Source organism: Bdellovibrio bacteriovorus (genome assembly GCF_001592745.1).
Taxonomy (GTDB): Bacteria; Bdellovibrionota; Bdellovibrionia; order Bdellovibrionales; family Bdellovibrionaceae; genus Bdellovibrio; species Bdellovibrio bacteriovorus_B.
In genome coordinates this window covers 1,576,877-1,601,366 of the sequence record NZ_LUKD01000001.1, presented here as the reverse complement: position 1 = coordinate 1,601,366, position 24,490 = coordinate 1,576,877, and the positions used below count along the sequence as shown (strand labels likewise).

Sequence of the window (24,490 nt, the reverse complement as noted above, 5' to 3'; positions counted from 1 at the left end):
AAAGCTTGCTTCTATCCAGTGTGAGACACAACCGTCTTCAAGGAGCAGCCATGAAATGGTTCCAAAAAACACTTACTGCGATCGCCACGTTCAATATGGTATTTTCGCCAGTTATTGCTTCGGCTGCCCCAGAGTGGACGGAAAAAGATAAGGCGCAATTAGCTCATTATCGCGATTACTTGGAACCACTCGGATACCGTCTGACATTAGATCCTAATGAAAAGAAAGCGCTAGTTTACGATAAGAATACTAATAAGTTAGCTATGGAAGTTCCTTTTGCTGAAGAAGGTGAACTTCGCAAGTACTCTCCAAAATCTTTAAATCATATGTTGATGGAAGAAATGGTGCGCGTAAAACAAGCTTCTAAAGCTTCTTGGTCGCACTCTGTAAGAAATCTTCCTGCTGAATCTGCGATCTTCTTCGTAGCGATGGGAGCTGTGGTTGCAGGTCAGCTTATTACGAACTATTCGCAAAATCCCATTGCGATGAAACAACACATTGAGCACTCCCTTTCGCCTATTGGTGTTTTTGGTTTCTTTACGTTCATGTATTCACAAGGTGTTACGGCCAATGTTCTTTCTATGTATATGAAAAATCCTAAGTTCCACCACATGATTCCTTACCTTGGAATGACGGTCGGAGCTTTCTTGCAAACTTACCTTTCTCAAGTGGCGTCTGATCCAAATGTTATGGCGTGTGCAAAAGTCATGATGGGTGGAAAGATTTCTGAGAAAGATCAAGCTAACGGCATTGATGCAGATCCGTGTTCTAAAGCCTATGAATACCTTGTTCTGAAAAAGAAACTTTGGGAGTTCGCACCAGGCATCGTTTCTATGTTGATCTCTTCAGGTCTTGCGGGTGTGGCTCAGTCGGTTCTTACTAAAACTGTATTGCGCATCACAGGTGTAGACATCGCTCTTTGGTTGGTTCCAGGCACAATGCACCTTAAAGGCATCCGTCTTCTTCTAGTAAAAGGTTTGCAAATCACGGCGTTCGTAGCTATCGACATGTGGCTGAACCGCATCGTGGTCTCAACATGGAAAAACATGTACGACGGTGCCGATTTCTACGACGTCAATGACCGCTTGAACGATAAAATGAATCTTATGAAGAAAAGCCGTTGGGCCGCTGACGACAAAGATCTTCAGGCAGAAATGAAAGACTTCCGTAAAAAGATGACAGACTGGCGTATGATGAATATGTCTGAGGTGTACGAGGCTCACTCGAACTGGTCAGAGGCTTTGCACCAAATGACATCTATGTTTAATACGAGCTATTCGTTCTATGATGCTTTTGTTTCTGAAGTAAGAAAAGCCCGGGACGAAAGTGCTCCCAATAAATTCCTGACTATGACTTATCCATTCAACGGTGTCGTCGCTAAAGGCCTTACGGACGACATGAAAGATACTTACTACCTAAAACCGCAAGTTTTAGAAGGTATGCAGTTGAAAACTATCAAAGAAGGTTTAGCAAATGCTGATGCTCTTCTTCAAAGCGAAGACGCGAAGTATTTATATCCGCCAGAAAAGAAAAAGATTACGGGCATTCTTGAAAAAATTCGCTCTACCGAAAGAGACGTTATCGGTGCTGGTCTTTCTGAACTTTACGAAGAAATCGGCATCGCTATGCAAAACATCTCTACATCTATGGTTTACCGCGATCTTCTTAGAAAGATCTATGGGTCTTTCGGTAAGCCTTACCCAATGATGGAGCCCGGTCGCGGTTGGGTGGAATCCTATGCAAATGCGCCGATGAATGAAGAAACTGTGAAAGGTGCGAAGTACTATCGCCAAGTGGGTCTTTTCATGACTCCAAAGGTAACTGACTATTTAGTCATGCAGATGCTGTGCGGACCTGATGTTGAAAATGGCGGTCAAGCTATTAAGAATTCTCGCGGATATCCATCGGTCTTCTTGCCACCGCAGATCGGAAATCCGGCAGATCAGTTTAATGCTTGCAATCACTTAGGCATGGCTCCACTTATGCCTAAAGATATCTATAAATATCCTCTTCAAACTGCTGACAGAAAAAAGCAGTACAAAGGCGCTATTGACTATCTTATCCACGAAACTCGTCCGTCAGTCATCGGCACTGCTGAAGAATCGGCATTCCAGAATTGGTGGAAAACAAGAACAGAAGCACAAATGCAAAAAGCATTTGAAGAGTATGGCAAAAGCTATGACGAAATCGTCGCTAAGATGGTGAAAGCCGTTTATTACCCAGGTCGTAAGTTCTTCAATGGTCGTCCTTTGGTAACGAATCCAGTGAAAACTTTGAAAATTTATTTCGATTCGACAACTCGCAGTCGCTATTTGGAAGGTGGTCCGGTTTACAACGGCGCCATGAATTCTGCATTCCAAGAAGAAAGAGTGTATCTTTCGATCTTGGGTGATTTGCTGCAACCTTCTTCTGAATTTAAGGTTGATATCGCGCACATCCTTGAAAAGGATTTAACTCATCCAGCATTGAAAGAAGTAGAAAATCAATTCGCTGTTCTTAACGGCATGATGAAACGTATTAAGGTTACCAATAAAGAAGGCCGTGAAGTTGTTGAATCCGACCTTGAAAACTATGAGCTTGAGGAACAACTTCAAAACATCCAAGGTTCTGTAAAAAAGCTTGCGACAGCTCTAGGTGTCGGAGACGAGCAAGAAGGTGCCGTTGTTCAATTGAACAAACAACAGCGCAATGTTGCCGTTACTGCTTTGGAACAGCTTCAAGGCTTGGCGACCGAAGTGATGATGTATGGATCGATGGCTAATGCCGTTAGCTGGAGCAAGATCAGAAACTTAAAGAAACTCGATATTGAACAACAAAAGTTCAATAACGAAATTCAAGCAAGGCTAGATGCCATGAGAGGCATCTCAATGCCAGGTAAGCACTAAAATCGACAATTTGAAGTACCGGTAATTTGAAGGGCGTGAAATCTCCACGCCCTTTTTTCGTTTTTGAATAATCCTGTAATATTATGGCTTTAGGCCCCGTCTCAAAACGAGATCCGACTAACAAAAAACGCTCTCCGTTAGATCTCTGACACTTCAGTTAGAACTAATGCGTATAGAGTGCCTAAGGACCTGGTAAGTCTTTTGCTTATTAATCCATTGTATCGATTTACAAAATTAGGGAGAGAGTATGAAAAAGGCATTTGTAACAGGAATTATCGTTTTGGCATCTTCTTTTGCAGTGGCAGCACCAGTTAAAACTTCTCGTGAGTTGCTAGTGGACTACACAAAGCAAATCAAAGAGTTTGCATATGGTAAAGGTGGCACGGCTACTAAAATCCAAAAAAGCAAAGAAGCTCATGAAGCGATCGCAAAAGCCGTCGAACTTCCTAGTCATGCTTCTGACATTGCTAAATCTCTTTCAGACAGCCCAGCGCGCATCGAATCGATGATGACGATCGTAGCGGCCAAAAAAATGAGTGGTGAAGTATCTAAAACTGATGCCGCCGAAGGAAAATCCCTAAGAGATTCTGCTGACGCTTCAGCAAAAGTAATTGCTAATAGTTGGATGAGAAAACTCGACAGAGAATCGAATCTAACGAAAGAAGAAATGGAAGTGACGTCCAAAGCTCTTGATAGAATGGAAAATGACATTCCAACAAAAATGCTAACGGATTTCTCTAAAGCAGAAAGAGATTCCTACACTCAAATCATCGAAAGATATGATGTCTTGAACAACTCTTCAGCTTCTAAAAAGAATGAAGACAACTTCGTTCAAGCTATCATGGAAGTGAAAAAAGTAGATCGCGCAAAAGCTCTTGAGATCGTAAGAAAACTTAAAGAATGCGTTTAATCTAAATTGTAAATCGAACCACCAAAGCCGAAGCTTCTAAGCTTCGGCTTTTTTATTTTCTAGATTTCCACTTTTTTATCGTCGGTCACAATGAAGATTTCGATACGACGATTCATCGAACGATGTTCTTCAGTGTCATTAGGGACGATCGGTTTTTGATCGCCATATGAGATAGAAATAAATCTTTTTGCATCCAGCTGATGCACTTTCACGAAATAGCGAACCACTGCGGAGGCCCGTCCACCCGCCAGTTCCCAATTGCTCGGAAATAGGCTGTCTTGAATCGGAGTATCGTCGGTATGTCCTTCGACGATGATGCGTTTTGTATTTGATTTAAGAACTTCGGCCACTTTATCTAAAGAGCTCAAAGCAGAGGCTTTCAGCTTCGCAGAGCCTGATGGAAAGAAAGTTGATGCTGCCAACGCAATACGAACACCGACAGCATCATGATAAATATCTTGGATGGACTCTTTCTTTTGCTGAGCCCCCATGGATTTATCCAAGGAACGAACAACATAATCTTCAACTTCGCCAGGGCCACCTTTTTTGGGGAAGTTTCCCAAAGGCATTACCAGTTCAGCGATCGCATTTTCAAGCTCATTGCCTGCGCTATCAGAACCACCACGTCCGGTCAGACGCAGTTCCAATTTGATCGAATCTTCAAATTCTTTTTGTTTTTCCGCGTCTTCAGTCGAAGTCGCATACATCACCACAAAGAAAGCAAAAAGAAGCGTAATAAAATCCGCGTAAGAGACCAGCCATCTCTCGTGATTTTCATGTTCTTCGTGTTTCTTGTGTTTTCTTGCCATTCTGTCTTAGACCTATCTTTGTTCTGAGTCTAAGAAGGCATATAGCTTTTGTTCAAGGACGACTGGATTCATACCACTAGCGATAAGAAGGCCACCTTCCAGCACCATTTGCTTTTCGCGAGAGTCTGACTGAACTTTGCGTTTTAATTTATTTCCCAATGGCAAGAATAGCAAATTGGCGGAACTTACACCATAAACCGTGGCAACGAAAGCGACAGCGATACCCGCTCCCAGCTTGCTAGTGTCTGTTAGATTGCCCATGACATGAATAAGGCCCAGCACCGCACCAATAATACCGATCGTTGGAGCAAAACCTCCCGCGTCAGTCCAGATTTTTGCACCAGCAAGTTGTTCGTCTTCTTCAGTCTGAATTTGTGTTTCGAAAATATCGCGGATGTTTTCTGCTTCCACACCATCAACAACATTGCGCAAAATATTTCTTAGAAATGGGTCTTCAATTTTGTTGATGCGAGGCTCTAAGCCTAGAATAGATTCTTTTTTAGCAAAGCGCGCGCAATCCACGATTTCTTGAATGCGCTTTTTAGCTTGGCTTTCTTCTTTATTGAAGGCCTTTTTTGCCAGACCCAAACCGGTTTTTAAGTCTTTCTCTGAACTAGAGACCATCACGGCACCGAGTGTTCCTGCAAGAACGATAACAAAAGCCGTAAACTGCATTAAAGAGCTGATGTGCCCGCCCTCAAGTAGGTTCCCGAGCAATATCCCACCGAAGCCTACAAGGAGGCCAAACCATGTTGCTTTATCCATAAACAAAATAGTGCCACACGAGTTTAACGCTGACACTTGGACCACCTGAAGACCTAGACTTTCTGCGGGTGAAAAACTAAGGTAAAGTCGTCATGATGTTAGATTTTCTTTTGAGTCTCGATAAAAACCTTTTGATGTTGATCAATTCGCAATGGACTGCCTCTTGGGCAGATCAGTTTTTTCCATTCGTTACGGATCTACATAAAACTTCGTTCTTTAAAACAGTTTTAGTTCCCATTGTGCTGGGTCTTTTTATGTGGAGACGTGGCATAAAAAAAGGTCTCGTCATTTTCTTTCTTTGTCTTGCCGCTATCTCAATCTCGGATGGAGTGGGTAACAAAGCATTCAAAAAAACAATCCAAAGGCCTCGGCCAGGTGATACGCCAGGACTGCATGTCGTGGTCCGCGCTCCTTATGGCGGTTACAGTTTTGTTTCTAATCACGCGACGAATATGTTTTGCTTTGCCTCTTTCACCGCCATCATGTTTCCTGCAGCCGCAATTCCGGTTTATGCTTTAGCCACCCTTATCGGATATAGTCGTGTCTACAACGGAGTTCACTTCCCGACCGACGTCTTCGGCGGAGCTCTGTTAGGAATGGCATTTGGAATTCTCTTTGCGCTTTTATGTCAAAAGATCCTGTCCAAAATGGATGAAAAGAAGGCAGTCACACCATGAAAGTTCTAGTTACAGGTGCCAACGGATTTTTAGGAAGCTGGGTTACTCGCGCTTTAGTGAACGAAGGACATCATGTTTATGCCCTTGTTCGCCCTAAAAGTGACCTTTCTGAACTTTCCGGTGTTCAGTGCAAATACGTTCATGGTGATGTGACTGACGTTCACTCTTTATTAGAAGCCTTTAAAGGCGCTGATACTGTCTTTCACCTTGCCGGAGTCATTGCTTACAAAAAATCACAACGCCATCTTATGGATAAAGTGAACGTCGAAGGAACCGCAAACGTGGTGTCCGTGTGTCGTGAACACAAAGTGCGTCGTCTGGTTTATCTTTCTTCCGTAGTTGCTATCGGCGCAGGCTACACACCTCAAGATGTTCTGAATGAAGAATCGGCTTATAACATTTCAGACTTAAACTTAGGTTACTTTGAAACGAAACACGAAGCCGAAAAGATTGTTAAGAAAGCTTGTGACAAAGGTGAAATCAACGCCGTCATGTTAAACCCATCCACCATCTATGGTGCTGGGGATGCCAAAAAGGGCAGTCGCAAGATGCAGTTGAAAGTCGCTCAAGGAAAACTCAAGTTCTATACTTCCGGAGGCGTGAACGTTGTTGCCGTTGAGGATGTGGTTCAAGGAATTTTGAGTGCCTGGAAAAATGGACGAAGCGGCGAACGTTATATTTTATCTGGAGAAAATATCCTGATTAAGGATCTTTTCGCGATGATCGCAGCCGAAGCGGGAGTAAAACCTCCTCCTTACCAAATGCCGGACTCAGTTTTACACGCTGTGGGTGCTATCGGCGATACAATGGAAAAGTTGGGACTTAAAGGTCCTTTGAGTCGAGAAAACGCTTACACGGCAACGATGTATCACTGGTTTGACTCTTCCAAAGCTCAAAAGGAATTAGGATTTAAACCTCGTCCAGCGCGCGAAGCCATCCATAACAGTGTTCAATGGATGAAAGATCAAGGTTTACTGAAGTAAGGTTTTAATGAAGAGCGCATTCTTTTTTATTCTGGGAGCAGTATCTTTGATGGCGGTAGCGACGAGCTACCTTTGGAACTGGCTTCCCAAACCAGAAGACATTCGTGGCTGTATGGTCACTAAGATGTATCAGGTAGATCTCTGCCCTACATCTAAAAACTATGTTCCCTTAAAACAAATATCTCCGTACTTACAAAAAGCGATCATCCTGACCGAGGACTCAGACTTTTATAATCATAAAGGTTTTGATTGGATCGCCATCGAGAAAAATGCGCGTGAAGGTTGGGAAGCAGGCGTCTTTAAAAGGGGCGGATCGACAATCACCCAGCAGCTTGCTAAAAATATGTTTCTTTCAAAAGACCGTACCTTTATCCGCAAAGGTCTTGAGGCGCTGATCACAGATCGCATTGAAAGCACACTAACTAAAAAAGAAATATTAGAAAGATATCTGAACGTCGTCGAGTTTGGTAAAAATATCTATGGCGTTAAAGCAGCCGCAAAATATTACTTTAAGAAATCTCCATCAGAGCTCAATATCGTGGAGAGCGCTTTCCTGGCCATGGTTCTGCCAAATCCGGTAAAGTATTCTCAGTCTTACTATCGTAAAGAGCTCACCTCCTTCGCGAAACGCCGTCTGACTACTATTATCGACAACATGTTTCAATATCATCGCATCAATCAAGAAGAATACGACGCTGCCACTTATCAGCTTTCCTACTTCTTCCAGCCGGAACCACCGCCAGAAGAGCTTAATGCTGCTGTTGAAGAAATTCCCACTCTGGAAGAATTGGAAAATGCAGAGCTTCAGGAAGAAGAAGAGGTTGTGCAATGAAGATTGTTTCAGCCTGCCTATCCGGAGTCCATTGTCGCTATGATTGCAAAGCCCAAACACGCTCTTCCATCGAAGAGATGGTCAAAAATGGTGAAGCTATTCCGGTTTGTCCTGAACAGCTGGGTGGACTTTCTACTCCCCGCCCTCCGGCAGAAAGAATCGGCGACAAGGTTCTTACCAATTCTGGTGCCGACGTCACAGCCCAGTATGAGCAGGGCGCTCTAGAGGCGCTTCGGCTTGCACAACTTTGCGGAGCCACCGAAGCTTTACTTAAATCCAAATCCCCGATGTGTGGGTTTGGAAAAATCTACGACGGAACTTTTTCTGGAAATCTTAAAGACGGCGACGGTGTTTTTGCCGAGCTATTAAAAAAGCACGGCATAAAAATCACTCCCGTTGACTGATTATTTCAAAAGTTTTTTGCGAATACGTACAAACGAAATATTCATGCAGATCCAAGTCGCAAGGATAAGGATCAAGATATGCACGAAAACCCATACGCCTAAACCCTGATGCAAAATAGCTCTGACAGCTGCCACCCCATGGGTCAGCGGGAAAAGATAAGCGATATAGCGAAGAACCGTCGGCAACTGATCTAACGGAAAATAAGTGCCACTTAATAAGCTCATCGGAACAATCAGTCCTGATGTCGCATAAATGAACGAGTCATAGTTTCTTGCATAAGAAGTTAAAATCATTCCGATGCATGAAAACAATCCCGACAGTAAAAATAAAACAGGTAGTGCAAAGATAATGCGATAGGTATCAATCAAACCAAAGAACATCGCGACCAGGGTTACACCCAAAACACCGAACACACCTTTGGTGGCAGCCCATAAAAGTTCACCGGCAACAATTTCTTCAGGTCCCACACGAGTTAACATGATCGTCGCATAAGTTTTCTGGTGAGTGAGCTTAGAATAGTTAGCGTAAGTTCCCTCGAAGAAGGCAACAAGCATCGCGGTCGTAGCTAGAAGTGCCGGAAAGAAGAATTCGATATAAGACATGCCGCCCATGTTGTTCACAAAGGCACCCAAGCCAAAACCCATCGCTCCCAGATAAATCACCGGCTCAAGAACAATCCAGAAAAACGAAACCAGCCATGTCTTTTTGAAATACAGAAAGTTACGAGACCATACTTGAAAGGCTCCGCTATTCACCTTCGGCATCGTCAAATATTCTTTAAACTTCATTACTCGTCCCTCAGTTGATGGCCGGCAAGTTTTAAGAATACATCGTTTAAAGTGGGCTTACGGATAAAGATCTTATCGCTCGCAATAAGATCCACGACACGACGACCTTCTTGATTCTCTTTCACCAAGACAGAGACAGTGTCTTTAATAACTTGATATGCAAAACCTTCGGCGCGCAAACGACCCAGGTAGTAATTCAGGTCGACAGGATTTGTATCAAATTCAACAACTTCTTTTCCAATCAGCTCACGAATCAAATCGCGAGGTTTACCAATCGTCAGAATACGGCCGTTATCGATGATGGCGACACGGTCACACATCTGTTCGGCTTCTTCCATATAGTGAGTCGTTAAAATCAAAGTGCTTTTTTCGGACTTAAGATGCTTAAAGAAATCCCAAATCCAGATACGTGCCTGGGGATCAAGACCCGTTGTCGGTTCATCCAGGAAGATAACTTCAGGAGAATTGATAAGACCACGCGCGATCGCCAGACGACGTTTCATACCACCACTTAAGGTTTCCACGGAACGGTCTTGGTATTCTTCAAGCTTCATCAGACGCAACAAGGCTTGTGCACGAAGCTCGGCTTCCGCTTTTGGGATTTTATGATAGCTAGCGTAGACCAGAAGATTTTCAAGGACGGTGAAGTCAGGGTCTAGGCCGTCCTCTTGCGGGACGACCCCGATGCGATTTTTGATTTCGCGATAATTCTTTTTAACATTCAGGCCGAGAACGTAAAGCTCCCCGCTGGTAACGAGGGCCGAGCAATACATCATTTTCATGGTTGTAGACTTGCCCGCCCCGTTAGGACCTAAGAGACCGAAACATTCGCCTTTGTAAATCTCCAGATTTATTCCATCGACAGCGACTTTATCGTCGTATTTTTTGGTTAAATCTTTGATCTCAATGGCGACGTTTGTACTCATTATTCCTTCGCTGCTCTTGCACGTTTGTGTGGGTCTAGTTCTTTCAAACGAAGACGGATGTTCTTCGGAGTGACCTCGATCAACTCTGAATCCTTAATCCATTCCATCGCTCTTTCCAAAGTCATTTTCTTAACTGGAACTAGACGGATAGCTTCATCAGAACCTGAAGCACGTACGTTCGTCAATTTTTTCTCGCGAGTGATGTTTACTTCTAGATCATTCTCTTTAGCGTGCTCGCCGACGATCATGCCTTCGTACACATCATCACCGTGCTCAACCATCATGATACCGCGCTCTTGAAGATTCCAGATCGCGTAGGCAGTTGCTTGGCCTTTGCGGTCAGAAATCATCGCACCGTTCATACGGTGTTCGATTTCACCACGGTATTCATCCCAACCGTCGAACTGTGTATTCAAAAGACCTGTACCACGAGTGTCAGTCAAGAAGTCTGAACGGTAACCGATCAAACCACGAGAAGGAATACGGAACTCAAGACGTGTACGACCAGATCCTTTTTGAACCATGTTCGTCATCACACCTTTACGTTTACCAAGTTTTTCCGTTACCGCACCTACGAAGCTGTCTTCGATATCGATAACCGCGATCTCCATTGGCTCCATTTTCTTGCCGTTTTCTTCTTTGAAGACAACTGTTGGCTTAGATACTAGAAGCTCGAAGTTTTCACGGCGCATTTGTTCGATCAAAACGCCCAATTGCAATTCACCACGACCAACAACTTTGAACGCGTCAGTGCTGTCTGTTTTTTCTACGCGGATTGCAACGTTATACAAAAGCTCTCTTTCAAGACGCTCAAGGATTTTACGAGAAGTTACGTTTTTACCATCCAAACCTGCAAAAGGTCCGTTGTTCACCGAGAACACCATACCTACTGTCGGCTCTTCTACGCGGATACGCTCAAGCGGGCGAGGATCCGTAACCGAAGTGATAGTGTCACCGATAGTGAAATCTTCCATACCCGCGATAACTACGATGTCACCTGCGCCAACTTCTTGCGCTGGAACTTGCGAGTTCACTTTGTACTGGAATAACGCTGAAACTTTCACTTTCTTTTGAGTGTTCGCTTGAACACAAAGAACGTCATCACCCACTTTGATTGTTCCCGCTCTCATACGACCGATCGCCAAACGACCTACGTAGTCATTGTATGAAATATTAGAAACCATAACTTGAAGTGGAGCGTTCTCTTCAATTTTTGGAGGAGGAACTAGATTTACGATAGCATCGTAAAGAACTTCCAAAGAACCTGTGTTCACTTTTGGATCTAGAGTCGCCATACCTTCACGCGCAATAGCGTAAACAGTGTGGAAGTCACATTGCTCTTCTGTTGCATCTAAGTCGATGAACAAATCGAAAAGTTCGTTGTGAACTTCTTGAATACGAGCATCGGCACGGTCAATTTTGTTGATACAAACGATAACTTTTTTGCCGCCCTCAAGAGCTTTTTTCAATACGAAACGAGTTTGTGGAAGTGGACCTTCGGAGGCGTCGCAAAGAAGGATACAACCATCCACCATGTTCAAGATACGCTCAACTTCACCACCGAAGTCACTATGTCCCGGTGTATCTACGATATTAACTTTGATGTCTTTGTACATGAACGAAGCATTCTTTGCTGCGATCGTGATTCCGCGCTCTCTTTCAAGATCCATGGAGTCCATCAAACGTTCTTCAACGTGTTCGTTGTCACGGAAAGTACCTGCTTGTTTAATCAAGTGGTCAACAAGCGTCGTCTTTCCGTGGTCGACGTGCGCGATGATAGCAATATTTCTAATTTTCTTTGGATCTTGAACCATATTTACCCTTCGTTTTTTCTTAAAACTTCAAAACACTTTCTTAAAATAAAAACTCAATGCCAGATTCTTTATGTGCAGCCACGGTTAGACCGTGTCCTGCAGCGAGTTCCACAGCGAGGCAACTAACACCCGCGAAGCCAATCCCATACAGCACGAGCGAGGACTGTCCGAGCGAAAGGACACGGTCTAGCCGTGGCCGCCCATCAAGAACTCGTCTTGGCTTTGATCTTCTTGTTCGGTCTCACCGATGCCTGCGAAGAATTCGTTCGCCAAAGTCATGATCTCTTCGTTGCTTTTGGATTGGAAAAGATTCTTTCTGAACTGTGCCGCCCCAGGATAACCTGTTGAGAACCAAGCTGCAAACTTTCTCAATTGAATACCTGTGATATGAGCATCACAATGCGCCACAATCTCACGTTCCAGACCCTGGAATAAGCTAACAAAGTCACGTTTGACGTTCTTAACTGGTTCCCCGCGCCACATTGAAAGCGCATCCATGAAAATAAATGGATTTTTAAGGCAACCGCGACCGATCATAACGCCGTCACAGCCCGACTGTTCTAGTCTTAGGTTGGCTTGACGAGGTGTGAGAATGTCTCCATTTCCCAGGATAGGAAGCTTCGCTTGGTTTTTCACCTCGGTGATAAAATCCCAATCAGCTAAACCAGAATAACCTTGGGCGCGAGTGCGACCATGAATGGCCACCCACTCAATGCCTTCGTTATAAGCGATGTTGCAAACCTCGATGGCATTACGAGTGTTCGCATCCCATCCCGTACGGATTTTAATCGTCAAAGGAATCTTGATCGCGGATTTTACTGCAGACAAAACTTTTTGCAGCTGAACCGGATCCTTTAGCATCGCGGAACCCGCGCCTTTTTTAACTACTTTCGGTACTGGACAACCGAAGTTCAAGTCAACAAAGTCACACCCTTCTGCTTCGGCTACTTGAGCCGCACGAGCGATGACTTCTGGTTCTTCTCCGAAAAGTTGAATTCCGATAGGTCTTTGCGACTCATCAAAACTCATCAACTTCATCGTACGCTCGGACTTGTATTCAATGCCGTTAGCGCTCACCAGTTCGGTGACGACAACACTGGTATCAAGTTTTTTCATGAAAGTACGGAAGGCGTGATCCGTAATCCCTGCCATAGGGGCAAGAACAAACGGGTTCGTCTTAAGGGCTTGAACTGGATTCATAGGTCGACGGATATAGCAAAATCGTAATGAAAAGGATACTGGAGTTTTTAAAAAATGACCTTATTTCATGGGCTTAGGCGTTCATAACGAATGTATTGGATCTGGCAATGGTGGCGGAAAAAGAAAAGGCCTCGTAAGAGGCCTTCCGTTCATCTTTGGGGGAGTTGAACTATTTGGGACTAATTACGTTTGAGACCTCAAGAATCACAAACACCGTTCTTTTCACCGTTGGGTTCGGGAAAACACCTTTTTCGATGAAATAGCCCCGAACTGTGAAAGGTTGCGTTTTGCGAATCTTGTGGAATTGGTTTGCGCCAATCAAAGCATTGATGGATTGCTCAGCATCGCGAGAATCTTCATCAATCGCCATCGCAAATTTTTTGCCATCAAGATTGATAGTGTGAGCACAACCAACGATACCTTTCGGGCACACATTGATCGTTGCTTCTTCGAAAGTGGGAGTCGGAATAATACTACGTGCAGATGCCGTTGTTCCCAGAAATACCGAAAGCATAACAAACATTAGCTTCTTCATACGTTCTCCTAATTTATTTTTAAGAGCGCACAAGATAAGCGAAGGTTTTTTACTTTTCCCTATTCATTTCTGTAATGGAAAAAAAGGAAGGACTGTCTAAAACCAGTACAGATCAAGCACTGGTTATCTCTTTATTCTAACCAGGTCACACGGCCTTCAAGCTGGCGTGGCGCTTTCGGAGGATTATGATCAGGATACCCACACACCATCGCACAAAGAAGCTCAAGTTCCCCTCGTTGGTATTCCGGAAGTTTATCCACACCTAAAAACTTATCCACATCGTCTTTGATTTCTAGGGGTGCACCCATAGTGCAAGAACCTAAGCCCTCGACCAAACACGCTAGATTCATGTTTTCCACAGCCATGTACACAGAGCCGATGCTTGTGTGGTAGCGCTCTTCCGAATCGTTGTGGGAATAAGCAAAGATAATCACCGGAGCATCGCCTAAGGTATAAAAGAATCTTTCCGTGAACTGATACAATGAAGGTTTCAGTCTTTGTGAAAGGATGTCTTTAATGCCCAACCAGGATTTTTGGGAATAAGATAAATACTCGTCACGCTTCTTTCCAGTGACGACAAAGAAGCGCCAGTTTTGCCGGTTTTTTCCTGAAGGCGCCTGCATTCCAGCCATCAGAATTTTTTCGATGATCTCTTTAGGCACTTCATCCGTTTTATATTTACGGATCGACTTGCGGGATTCTAGTAATTGATAAAACTCTTCTTTGTTCATTACGCCATCTCTTCTGTTCCAGCTTCAATAAATGTCTCGTGCAAACGACGAATGGCGTCTGTACTTTGCTCTTCGTTCACCAAGAAGCAGAAGTTGTGTTTACTTGCACCGAGACAAATCATGCGTACGTTAATATCTGAAATTGCATCAAAAATGGTTTTACCTAGGCCTGGAGTATGATTGATGTTGTTTCCAATTAAAGACACTAAAGTTAGGTTCTCTTCGACCTGCACGTCTGCAATTTGTGAAAGGTCTGCAATCAATTTTTTATTCAAAAGAGTCGAATCATCCAGAGTCACACTGACGGAAATTTCAGATGTCGTGATCGCATCGATACTGACTTTATGATCATTGAAAATTTTAAAAATCTGAAACAAGAAACCATGCGCGTGCAACATTTCCGGCGTGGATAAAGTCACTAAGACTTGTTTTTTTCTGAGAGCCATCGCGCGAATCAATGGAAGGTCATTCACATCTTTGCGAACCCACGTGCCACGTGCTTCGGGATCGAAGCTGGATCCAACAAAGACAGGAATATTTTTACGGATTGCCGGCAAAAGAGTTGCAGGATGCAGAACTTTAGCTCCGAACGTCGCAAGCTCTGAAGCTTCTTTAAAGGAAATTTCACTGATGGGCTTTGCTTTCGGGCAAATGCGCGGATCCGTTGTCGCGATACCAGCTACATCCGTCCAGATTTCTAAAACGTCGGCCGAAACACCTTCAGCAAGAATCGCCGCTGAATAGTCACTACCACCGCGACCTAAAGTCGTTGTAACACCTTCTTCAGTCATACCAATGTAACCTTGAGTGACGATGACTTTTTGGCCTTGACGCAAAAATCCCAGATGCTTTTGGCAAAGAGCGGCTACTTCCGTCGTGATAGGCTTAGCCTTCCCGAAAGAGTCATCTGTGCGTAAAACCTGGCGGACATCAAACAGTTCTGCCGTCTTCAAAGAAGAATGTTTTTTTAGTACTTGGCCCATGGCTTCCGTGAAAAGCACCGATGACATTCTTTCACCCAAGCTCATTAAAGTATCCATAGCTTTCACGGAACAATCGCGCAGCAAATGAACCCCTTTAGCGATGGAGTTCATTTCTTCAAAAAGAGTTTCTAGTTTCTTCTGAGAGCCTTCGGAAATCTTCAGGTCTTTGGCGATCTTGATATGCTTATCTTGGATTTTGGAAAGGATTTTTTCCGCCTCCGCCCACGCCTGAGACTCGGCATTTTTACCCAATGCAATCAGATCATTTGTTGTGCCAGAGGTTGCTGATACCGCTACAAGACTGGAACCTTGGCGAAAGCTGACTTCCGCACTACGAAGCATGCACTCCGCATCTCCCATTGAAGTTCCACCAAATTTAGAAACAATCAACTGTGCCACATTAACTCCTCGGTCAAAGGCCTGGAAACCAGTAGAATCTTATTCCTTTTCTGCTTCTTCATTCAATGACTTTTATGGCAGACTTTAAAGATGACTTCCTCTGATACCACATTCAAAAACAAAGAACTCGTGCTGATGGCCGTTTTGGCCCTGGTAGCAATGGCTCTAGTGACCGTCGCCGTAGTGCCATCCCTCCGCAATAAAGTGAAAGATGCCTTTCTTTCTTCCGAGCGAAACGTCGTTGCGAAAGTGAGCGGATCACTTTCCTCTGAAGGTCCTAGGGTCACGGTTTTAAAAATTCAGAGTAAAAACTCTTTAAGTGTGGAAGTGTTCTCCCAAAATGAAGGCGGAGAAATGGTTCTTCTTGCGAAGCTGCCGTTATTTGAAAACCGCGATGGGTATTTCTTATTTAAGGGAAATGCGACGAATCTGGCGTTAACAGACGTCGATAAAGATGGAAGCCTAGAGATCGTAGCACCGACCTACGACGATCAAATGGTGCCACGTCTAAACATTTTCCGTTTCAATCCCGTGACAAAATCTTTTGATCGAGTGACGGCTCCGGAAGGTTTCGAAGCAAAGTAATCAGTTGATCGTTTCTGAGCGGCGAAGAATTTCACTCAGCAGATTCATATCAACGGGTTTACTCAAATAACCGTCAAAGCCGAGCTCATACGATTTTTGTTGTCCATCGACACTGGCCTGCGCCGTCAATGCGACGATTGGGTGACGATAGCCTTTTTCGCGAAGTAAAGAGGTTGCTCGATAACCATCCATGACCGGCATTTTTATATCCATAAGAATGACATCAAAGGCTTTATCTAAGGCATATTCAACCGCCTGCGCGCCATTTTCTGCGGTTTCCACTTCAGCTCCCGAGCGACTTAAGAATCTTTTCATTAAGACTCGTAAATCCACAGAGTCATCCACCACTAGAACACGACGCCCTTTAAGGAATTCAGCCTCTTTGGCGACTTTAATCTTTTCCTGAAAAATCATTTTAGGATGCTCAGGCTTAATCAAACGAAGTTCTTGCGAATTTCCAAGCTTCATCGACATTTCAAAAGTACTTCCATGCCCAAGCGCGGAGGACACTAGGCGCAAATCTCCCCCCATCATCTTCATCAGACTTAATGAAAGTGCTAATCCTAAACCCGAACCTTGAACCCTTTGCACATCCGGGTGTTCCCCACGCACAAAAGGCTGAAAAAGATTTTGCTGAGTCAGCTTGTCCATTCCAAGACCGGTGTCGCTGACTGTGATACTTAAAGTTCCCTGGTGATGAATGTCGCTAGTAAAATTCACCAAAACTTCAACCGAGCCCTGAGAGGTAAACTTCACCGCGTTCGTCAGAAGATTGATAAGGACCTGACGAAAGCGCACTGAATCGGCCATGATGCTTTCTGGAACAAGGCTCAGATATTTAACTTCAACCTTCACCTTTTTTTCTGCCGCCACGGGGCGAATCACTGACAAAGACTCATCGATTTCACGAATCGGCGACATCGGCGCTTTTTGAATATAAAGGCGGTTGGTTTCAATTTTTGATAAATCTAAAAGATCATTTACAAGCGAAACCATGTAATTACTTTGACGATGAATCGCCTGCACGTCGTGACGATTCTGCTCGCTTAAAGTTTCACTTCTTAACAGGGCTTCAGAAAACCCTAAGATGGCTGAAAGTGGTGTGCGAATTTCGTGGCTGGCATTGGCAAGAAAAACTGATTTTGCTCTATTGGCCGCTTCATGCAGATCTCTTTCTTTGCGAAGCACATCCAGTGACAAAGACTTCATTACGGCAAGGTTCAGGTTTTTACCAATCAGAACCAAAAGACCTGAATAAAGAATAATTAAAGTCCCCATCAACATTGAAAACTCGGCCCCGGAAATGAAAGTTCCCGTTCCCCATAAAAGCATGGCAGGGACTATCACGCAGGCCATCGCCAATCGCGATGATACGTAGGTGACAAGAGCTCCAGCCACCATACACGACACCAAGAGCGCAGTTAAAACTTGCTGCTGCAAAGTTCCTGTGTGGGAAACTAAGCCGATAGCTCCCCACCCACATCCTGAAATAAACAGTGATGTGAACATGAAATAGAGCCATGGACGAGTTTCTTCGAAACTGCGAATGGAATTCCGAGCGCTATTCCAACGATAATAGGCAAAAAAACGCGCGAGTGCTGAAAGATTTAGAACCGAAAACCAGATAACGATGAATGTCGGTGAAAGCGATCCCCACGTCACCGTCGCAAAAGCTACGGTGTTAAAAAATATTGCCAGCATTCCGGCGATATTTTGTTTGTAAAGAAGATCTATACGGCGAACTTCCAGTTCCAGAGAGCCGTGATTAGAATTATCCGACATGTACAAGAGATACAGGCCCTACGCAGACTGGTCAAACTGCGTAAGGCAATGCTTCATTACGGTTGCGAAATCCTAAGAAACGAAAACTAGTTTTTGGCTGGAGTAAGTTCGCGTTTTTTCAAATCTCTCCAGGACTTACCTTCGCGTGCTTTACGGTCGAGCTGAAATTTTTGAACGGCCGCAGAGTGTCCTTTGTAGTCAGAAGAAAATACATGAGTTCCGTCGTTCTGACTGACGAAAAAGAGGTAGTCACTCGTCTCGGGTCTCAGTGCAGCCAATAAAGCTTCTCTTCCCGGATTCGCAATAGGACCTGGCGGAAGCCCGTAGATCACATAGGTGTTGTATCGAGTCGGCGTCGTCAAATCCGCGCGTGTGATGTTGATTTCAATTTTTCCGGTGCGCTCGGCTTTTCCGTAGATCACTGTGGGGTCCGTTTGCAAACGCATTTTTTTCATCAAACGGTTGTGAAAGACGGACGATATCAATGAACGTTCTTCAGGAGCGCCCGTTTCTTTTTCAATGATACTTGCTAAAGTGACTACCTGATGGCGCTTCCAACCCATGACAGTCGCTTGCGCTAGAACTTCTTCATAGACGTATAAAAAGCGCTTCACCATGTTCGTGATCAGAGCACGAGCATCCGTGTATTTCGTTAACATGTAAGTCTCAGGAAAAAGATAACCTTCAAGTGTTTCTTGATTCTCTCCTAAAAGACTTTTCACAAAAGCCGGGTCTCTCACCAATCCCAAAAACTCAGTCGCTGTACCGAATCCTTGTTTCTCATAAAGATCAGCGATTTCGTAAATGCTAAGGCCTTCGCTAACCGTAAAACTCCGCGCGATGCTCTTTCCAGAGGTGATTGTTGCAAGGACTTCGGCTGGTAACATGTCTGTTCTTAAAAGGTATTCGCCCACTTTGAGCTTGGAGCGATCACCTTTAAAACGGGCATATACTGAAAAGAAGAAACCGTTGCGAACAATGCCTTTTCTTTCTAAATCTGCCGCGATGGTGTTAAAACCTGATCCCGGAGTTACCTCATACACCACATCTGAAGCTGTCGTGGAAGGAGGCGTGTTTAAGAAATTATAGCTAACATAAGCCAAGCCTCCGCCCACAGCGATAAGCAAAGCCACAATAGCCAAACTAAAAACCAAAATAGTTTTTTTCATTATTTCATATCCAAATTCATGCCCGGCAAAACTTTTGTCGGATCAAATGCAGTTGGGTCCTCAAGACTTGCCACCGGCATTGTGCAATATTGAATTGCAAAATGCGCCGAAGGACGGTCATTGCCAGATTTTCCAAAACCACCAAATGGCAAACGAGAACTTGCACCGTTTGTTGTACGATTCCAATTCAACAAGCCCACGCGCGCTTTGAAAAGAGCATCTTCATAAAGAGCTTTGTCTTTCGAAAAGAGCGCCATCACCAAACCGTAGCCGATCGAATTCACAATTTCCATTGCGTGATTCCAGTCATCCGTTTGATAGATTGCGACATTCGGGCCGAAGATTTCACTTTTTTGATAAACGCTGTTGGCATCAAACTTCTTCACCAAGTGAATACTTGGAGTCACATAGTAACCTTTATGTTTGAGATCCAACAACTTACCGCGCATCAAGCTTTCTGCATTTTCACGATTCGCAATTTCTTGGAAGCGGATGTATTTTTCAACCGCCGCTGCATTGATAAGCGGACCCATGAAAGTGTTTTCTTTCCAGTGACCGATCGTCAGCTTTTTCGCAGCTTGATAGAATCTTTCCGTAAACTCTTCAGCAATTTTTGGATGAAGAATGATTCGGCTCGTGCAAGAGCAGCGTTGACCTGCTGTCATATAGGCGCCCACAAGGCTTTCGTAAACAGCCTTGTCTAAATCTGCATCTTCCCACACAACCGTGGCATTCTTACCACCCATTTCAAGAGCTAAAATCTTCCAATAGTGAGTCAAAGTCTCTTGCTTGATTTTAAGTCCTACTTCGTAAGAGCCCGTGAATAAGATTCCATCGACGTGCTCATTCGCGACCAAGCGGCCGCCCGAAGCTCCATCACCTTGAACTAAATTGAAAACCCCGGGAGGGAATTGCGCTTTTTCAAAAATTTCAGCCATGAATTGACCCACGGCCGGAGTTTGTTCTGAAGGCTTAAAGACCACCGTGTTTCCAGCAATCAAAGCTGGGATAATGTGACCATTCGGCAAATGCGCAGGGAAGTTGAAAGGCCCCACGACTGCCATCACACCACGAGAACGGTGACGAATCACACCCTCCACTTGGGGAAGGGCATTGGGAATTCTTTCGTCCGCGATCAGCGCTAGTGAGTGGTTAAGAGTGATATCGATTTTTGCGCCGAGAGCTTTCGCTTCAGTCATCGCCTCCCAAGAAGGTTTACCCGTGTCGCGAGAAATGATTTGCGCCATTTGCTCTGCATGCGCATCGAAAAGTTCTTTCAATCGCATCAAGTAGCTTTTTCTCTCATTCATTGGCAACGTCGCCCAGCCCGGATAAGCTTTCTTCGCCGCCACACAGGCTTCGTCAATATGGTCATGCTTAAACGGCACAGTCATAACAAGGTCATTCAGGTCCGAAGGACTGATGTCTTTAAACTCTCCATCCCCTTTCGTCACAGGAACGAAACGGTTGTTGATAAAATCACCTTTGTATTTAACGTCAAATAGGGTGGTGTTCATTTTTATTTCCCTCTGTTGTAATTAAATGGAGCTACATAAACTTCTTCGCCAATCTCAACGCCTAAGAGCTGTCTTGAGATCGGTGCAATTCCGATTTCCTGGCCACGAATATCTACGGAAGCCAGGCAGGCTTTGAATTCTTCACCTGTTGCCGCCACAAGATTTTGTTCCTTATAAGCGGCGTCTTTAAATTCAGCGACCTTCAAACGCTTGCCGTATTTAATTGGCAAAATATCTTCCGTGTTGGCGCCGTAATGAGGTCCGCCATCAAATGGATCAACTTCGTCTAAATAATTAAAGCCGATACTTTCTAAAAGATGTTGCGCGGGCTTCGTCGCTTCGCCCACGCGACCTAAAACTAAACGAGCTTTCGCATCCAGAAGAGCCAAGTAAATATCGTCTTGCGGAAAAAGACTTTCGATAAACTCTTTGTGAGACTGACTTAGGAGATCCGCCTCTTGGTACGGTAGTCCCGTAAACCTGCGGCCTAACGCTTCCCAGAATTCACTACGCCCTTCATCGGTCAATGGCGGAGTCAGCTCACACAAGACACGATCTTCAAATTTATCGCGGTGAAGGCCCATATACAAAAAGCGCGAAAGACTGATTTGCTTTCCAAGTTTTTCGGGACGACGACGATAGGTTTTATCGACAAGAAGTCCTCCGATTTCTGTTGGGCCGTCAAAGTCCAATTGAAAGCGCAAAACTTGATGGATAAAGCCGATACCAAGATCTTGAGAAAAGTGATCACGCTTAAAGATTTTAAAAAAGCTATGAGGAACTTCTTCTGTACCGTGTTTCGCGATTACTAAAGAACTTCCGACAACCAACTTCTCTTCCACATCTTCAACGACGAAAATATATTCCGTCTTGTGCTTGGGAAGTTTTCCCGCAAAGGATTCTTCGCTGCGCTCAATCTTTTCGCTGATAACTTTTTTGTCTCCGGGCAGGTTAAGCAAATTAAACTGCTTCGCCAAATCGACGAGCTGACTTAAGTCATCATACTGAACGGGTCGGATTATAAAACTCATACGCAAAACCTTTCGATGACCCTTTTATAGAAAGTAATGGCTTTATCTAAATCCTCTAAAGCCACGTGTTCCTGAGTGGTATGCACATTGCCTTCCCTGATTCCGGGACCAAAGCACACGCACTCTACTCCGATACGCGAAAAAATACTGGCCTCGTTTGTCGAAGCCTGCGTGATAGGTCGGTCACTTAAACCCATCGCTCGAAGTTCATCAAGACACCCCTTCACCAAGATAGAATTAATCTCTGTACGAAAAGGTTTTTTATAATCATTCACACGGAAACTTGCGCCATTCATTTCACACACGCGACGCAAACGATCCATCCAACCTTCATAGATCTCATGCGAGATAATAGGTGGAATACGACACGTTCCTGAAATCTGAACGTCGTCTTCATTTGTTCTTATCAAGCCAATATTCAAAGTGGGAGTGCTTGGATGAAAATCATTATCTTTGTAATCCAAGAACTCTAATTCCAGCTCTTTGACCGCGCGATAAATGTTAGAAACCTTCTTCGAGATCGGATTTTTAATCTGCGTCAGCATATCGATTTCTAAAAAGGCATGGCTTGGGATAGTGTTAAAGTTGTTTCCACCATCCATCTCCATGATGTTCACAGAATCCGGAAGCATCATTAGATATTCCAACATTTTTGCAATCGCACTTTCACCTAAGTGAGGCGTGGAAGAGTGCGCCGCCTTTCCACGGAAGAGTTTGGATTGAGTCGAAGTACTTTCTCGCAAGTTGTGTTCATGGCGATAGTGCATCTCTTCATCAGAAAACGGTATGCGAATTTCAACACTCGCGTAGCCTTTTGCTGCGTTGATCACTTTCAAATCACTAGGCTCACCGATCAGTGCCATTTTTGCGGCAATTTTGTTTTTACGAATCAACTTAAGGGCCCCCTGCATGCCAGACTCTTCACCGAAAGTCCCGACAAGCACCGGAGGTAAGCGCCAGCTCTTTTGATTCACGAAAGCCGCCATCGCTTCGAGCTTACAAAGAAAATCTAACTTTACATCCGCTGCACCTAAACCGTGAATCTTGCCTTCAATGATGTGTGCATCAAAAGGATTAGCTCCAGTTTCCGTCCATAAAGAAAAAGGACCGGGATCCACTGTGTCTAAATGCGTTTGCAATAAGAACTCAGCATCAGGTCTCTCGGCCACCGGGCGAGCGATTACATTCACCTGAAGCAGGTCGCCGACGATTTCCTCTTGCTCCTCGACGTGCAACCCTTTTTGCCGACAAAAAGCCGCCACCCACTTCGCAATATCTCTATTGCCGTGAGTAGGCGTGCTATCAATAGCTATCAGTTGGCGGCAAGCTTCGATGAAATCCAACTAGACTCCTTCAAGCAAAGTCTTTTCGATCACTTTCAACGCGATATCAATGTCGGCGTCTTGGATGATCGCTGGAATCAAGAAACGAGCGCGAACAGGATCTTTACCACAAGGGAAAGCAATCACGCCGTTGGCATAAAGTTTATTCAAGAATGCGTTCACAGTTTCTTTTTTTCCATCAAGTGGAGTGAAAGCGACCATCAAACCCATACCGCCTGCATCTTGTGCGATACCTTTGCAAGTAGTTTCATTTAGACGGTTGATACCATCGATGAAACGACGGTGAATTTGATTAATACGTCCATCCGGACCGACATAACCTTCACCCAACATATCAAGCATCTCCATGCCTGCACAAAGTGATGGAGTCGAGCCAGAGAATGTTCCTGCGATCAATCCTGGTTTTGGATTGTATTCTTCAGTGTAAATTGTGGCGCCGATTTGCGCGGTCTTAGCAATCGTACAGATGTCGATGTACTGACCGATATCCAAAGTTTCAAACGCAAAGTATTCACCCGTGCGAGTGAAAGTTTGGACTTCATCCGCCCAGATCGCGATGTTTTTTGATTTGCAGAAGTCTAAAAGTGGAACGAAGAATTCACGGGGCGCGGCTTGATAACCACCTTCACCCAACATCGGCTCAAAACCGAAAACAGAAATATTGCCTTCATGTTTTGCCACGTGCTCTTTCATCACGTTCAAAGCTTTTTCACCTGAACGTGGATCACGCTTGTCATAGAAAGGCACACGCAAAACTTCGTTGTATTCAGGAAGACCCTGCTTGTAAGCCGGGTTGTCTGTCACTTCGGCCATCATAGTTGAACGACCCGCGAAAGCATCTTTAAATCCCATCACGAATCTTGCTGGAGAATTTTTTTGACGAGAAAGCTTCAAAGCATTTTCATTCGCCATCGTTCCGCATGTTGCAATCCAAGCATACTTCATGCGGCTTTTTTTGCTTGCGAGTTTCACGATTTTTTCTGTGAACAAACGATATTCGTTATTTGGCTGAAGATTTCCTTGAGTCAAAATATCGGCAAGAGAACCGCGCACGGCTGCTGCCATCACGCGAGGATTTGCGTGACCCATCAAGTGAATACCGATGCCGTTGATCAAATCCAGTTTCACGCTTCCATCTTCAAGCTCTACGTAAGGTCCACGTCCCGCACCTGTGCCCATGTATGGATAGTGCAAAGGGCGACCACGGAATTGACCAGCAAGATCGATTTTTTGTTTTCCCGCACCTTTAAATTCGTCCATCGGCGCACGGATGCCAGACAATTGAGAGTTCAACTTTGTGACTTCGTTCACAAGATCTTGAACCATGGTTTTCACTTTTTCGGATTGTTGTATTTGATGACCTACAAGAGAACTCATAATACCTTTCGCGACGGCCTGCCCTGTCAGACTGTCCTTTGTTA

At 44.5% G+C, this 24,490-nt stretch carries 22 protein-coding genes; 7 read left to right on the top strand and 15 right to left on the bottom strand.

The genetic code is table 11. The features are described 5' to 3' along the window. Positions 1–50 precede the first annotated feature (50 nt). Together AZI87_RS07720 and AZI87_RS07715 are read left to right on the top strand one after the other, a co-directional pair. Positions 51–2,885, top strand: a complete 2,835-nt coding sequence (locus tag AZI87_RS07720; RefSeq protein WP_063205993.1) for a hypothetical protein — start codon at positions 51–53, stop codon at positions 2,883–2,885. A gap of 247 nt (positions 2,886–3,132) precedes the next feature. Beyond that, positions 3,133–3,795, top strand: a complete 663-nt coding sequence (locus AZI87_RS07715) for a hypothetical protein (RefSeq protein ID WP_063205991.1) — start codon at positions 3,133–3,135, stop codon at positions 3,793–3,795. Between the two features lie 59 nt (positions 3,796–3,854). Here the strand turns inward: AZI87_RS07715 and AZI87_RS07710 are convergent, their stop codons facing one another. Both AZI87_RS07710 and AZI87_RS07705 read right to left on the bottom strand, forming a co-directional pair. After that, a complete protein-coding gene (locus AZI87_RS07710; RefSeq protein WP_063205989.1) occupies positions 3,855–4,604 on the bottom strand; it encodes an OmpA family protein in 750 nt (249 codons plus the stop codon). A 12-nt stretch (positions 4,605–4,616) separates the two neighbouring features. After that, the gene (locus tag AZI87_RS07705) at positions 4,617–5,369 is read right to left on the bottom strand and encodes a flagellar motor protein (protein ID WP_063205987.1); all 753 of its coding nucleotides are present in this window, start codon (positions 5,367–5,369) and stop codon (positions 4,617–4,619) included. A gap of 92 nt (positions 5,370–5,461) precedes the next feature. Between AZI87_RS07705 and AZI87_RS07700 the strand changes: the two genes are divergently transcribed. From AZI87_RS07700 to AZI87_RS07685, 4 genes are read left to right on the top strand one after another with little or no spacing between them, the layout of a single operon-like run. Continuing rightward, the gene (locus tag AZI87_RS07700; protein WP_253696545.1) at positions 5,462–6,046 is read left to right on the top strand and encodes a phosphatase PAP2 family protein; all 585 of its coding nucleotides are present in this window, start codon (positions 5,462–5,464) and stop codon (positions 6,044–6,046) included. Continuing rightward, a complete protein-coding gene (locus tag AZI87_RS07695; RefSeq protein WP_063205983.1) occupies positions 6,043–7,029 on the top strand; it encodes an SDR family oxidoreductase in 987 nt (328 codons plus the stop codon). The genes AZI87_RS07700 and AZI87_RS07695 overlap by 4 nt, the downstream gene beginning before the upstream one ends. A 7-nt stretch (positions 7,030–7,036) precedes the next feature. Next, entirely contained in the window at positions 7,037–7,861 is an 825-nt protein-coding gene (gene mtgA, locus AZI87_RS07690; protein WP_063205980.1) for a monofunctional biosynthetic peptidoglycan transglycosylase, read from the top strand. Beyond that, entirely contained in the window at positions 7,858–8,265 is a 408-nt protein-coding gene (locus AZI87_RS07685; protein WP_063205978.1) for a DUF523 domain-containing protein, read from the top strand. Before mtgA ends, AZI87_RS07685 begins: the two co-directional genes overlap by 4 nt. On the opposite strand, the gene AZI87_RS07680 is transcribed toward AZI87_RS07685, so the two are convergent. From AZI87_RS07680 to lysC, 7 genes are all read right to left on the bottom strand, one after another. Next, the gene (locus tag AZI87_RS07680) at positions 8,266–9,054 is read right to left on the bottom strand and encodes an ABC transporter permease (RefSeq protein ID WP_063205977.1); all 789 of its coding nucleotides are present in this window, start codon (positions 9,052–9,054) and stop codon (positions 8,266–8,268) included. It abuts the gene before it with no gap. Next, positions 9,054–9,980 (bottom strand): ABC transporter ATP-binding protein, encoded by a 927-nt coding sequence (locus tag AZI87_RS07675; protein WP_063205975.1) that lies wholly within the window; start codon positions 9,978–9,980, stop codon positions 9,054–9,056. Before AZI87_RS07675 ends, AZI87_RS07680 begins: the two co-directional genes overlap by 1 nt. Then, positions 9,980–11,794, bottom strand: coding sequence for a translational GTPase TypA (gene typA, locus AZI87_RS07670; RefSeq protein ID WP_063205973.1), 1,815 nt, complete (start codon positions 11,792–11,794; stop codon positions 9,980–9,982). The genes AZI87_RS07675 and typA overlap by 1 nt, the downstream gene beginning before the upstream one ends. Positions 11,795–11,980: 186 nt before the next feature. Continuing rightward, the gene (gene dusB, locus AZI87_RS07665) at positions 11,981–12,994 is read right to left on the bottom strand and encodes a tRNA dihydrouridine synthase DusB (protein WP_063205971.1); all 1,014 of its coding nucleotides are present in this window, start codon (positions 12,992–12,994) and stop codon (positions 11,981–11,983) included. A gap of 169 nt (positions 12,995–13,163) precedes the next feature. Continuing rightward, entirely contained in the window at positions 13,164–13,529 is a 366-nt protein-coding gene (locus tag AZI87_RS07660; protein WP_063205969.1) for a hypothetical protein, read from the bottom strand. Positions 13,530–13,660: 131 nt separating this feature from the next. After that, a complete protein-coding gene (locus AZI87_RS07655) occupies positions 13,661–14,260 on the bottom strand; it encodes a nitroreductase family protein (RefSeq protein WP_063205967.1) in 600 nt (199 codons plus the stop codon). Further along, positions 14,260–15,642 (bottom strand): lysine-sensitive aspartokinase 3, encoded by a 1,383-nt coding sequence (lysC, locus tag AZI87_RS07650; RefSeq protein WP_063205966.1) that lies wholly within the window; start codon positions 15,640–15,642, stop codon positions 14,260–14,262. The genes AZI87_RS07655 and lysC overlap by 1 nt, the downstream gene beginning before the upstream one ends. A 90-nt stretch (positions 15,643–15,732) precedes the next feature. Here lysC and AZI87_RS07645 point away from each other — a divergent pair, with 90 nt between their 5' ends. Then, entirely contained in the window at positions 15,733–16,227 is a 495-nt protein-coding gene (locus AZI87_RS07645; RefSeq protein ID WP_063205964.1) for a hypothetical protein, read from the top strand. On the opposite strand, the gene AZI87_RS07640 is transcribed toward AZI87_RS07645, so the two are convergent. From AZI87_RS07640 to AZI87_RS07615, 6 genes are all read right to left on the bottom strand, one after another. Beyond that, a complete protein-coding gene (locus tag AZI87_RS07640) occupies positions 16,228–18,009 on the bottom strand; it encodes a response regulator (protein WP_063205962.1) in 1,782 nt (593 codons plus the stop codon). A gap of 86 nt (positions 18,010–18,095) precedes the next feature. Then, positions 18,096–19,178, bottom strand: a complete 1,083-nt coding sequence (gene mltG, locus AZI87_RS07635; RefSeq protein ID WP_063205961.1) for an endolytic transglycosylase MltG — start codon at positions 19,176–19,178, stop codon at positions 18,096–18,098. Next, positions 19,178–20,695 (bottom strand): succinylglutamate-semialdehyde dehydrogenase, encoded by a 1,518-nt coding sequence (locus AZI87_RS07630; protein WP_063205959.1) that lies wholly within the window; start codon positions 20,693–20,695, stop codon positions 19,178–19,180. Before AZI87_RS07630 ends, mltG begins: the two co-directional genes overlap by 1 nt. Before the next feature lie 2 nt (positions 20,696–20,697). After that, positions 20,698–21,726, bottom strand: a complete 1,029-nt coding sequence (locus AZI87_RS07625) for an arginine N-succinyltransferase (protein ID WP_063205956.1) — start codon at positions 21,724–21,726, stop codon at positions 20,698–20,700. Further along, the gene (locus AZI87_RS07620; RefSeq protein WP_063205954.1) at positions 21,723–23,069 is read right to left on the bottom strand and encodes a M20 family metallopeptidase; all 1,347 of its coding nucleotides are present in this window, start codon (positions 23,067–23,069) and stop codon (positions 21,723–21,725) included. Before AZI87_RS07620 ends, AZI87_RS07625 begins: the two co-directional genes overlap by 4 nt. Then, complete coding sequence (locus tag AZI87_RS07615; RefSeq protein ID WP_063205952.1) at positions 23,070–24,446, bottom strand: aminotransferase class III-fold pyridoxal phosphate-dependent enzyme; 1,377 nt, start codon at positions 24,444–24,446, stop codon at positions 23,070–23,072. Positions 24,447–24,490 lie beyond the last annotated feature (44 nt).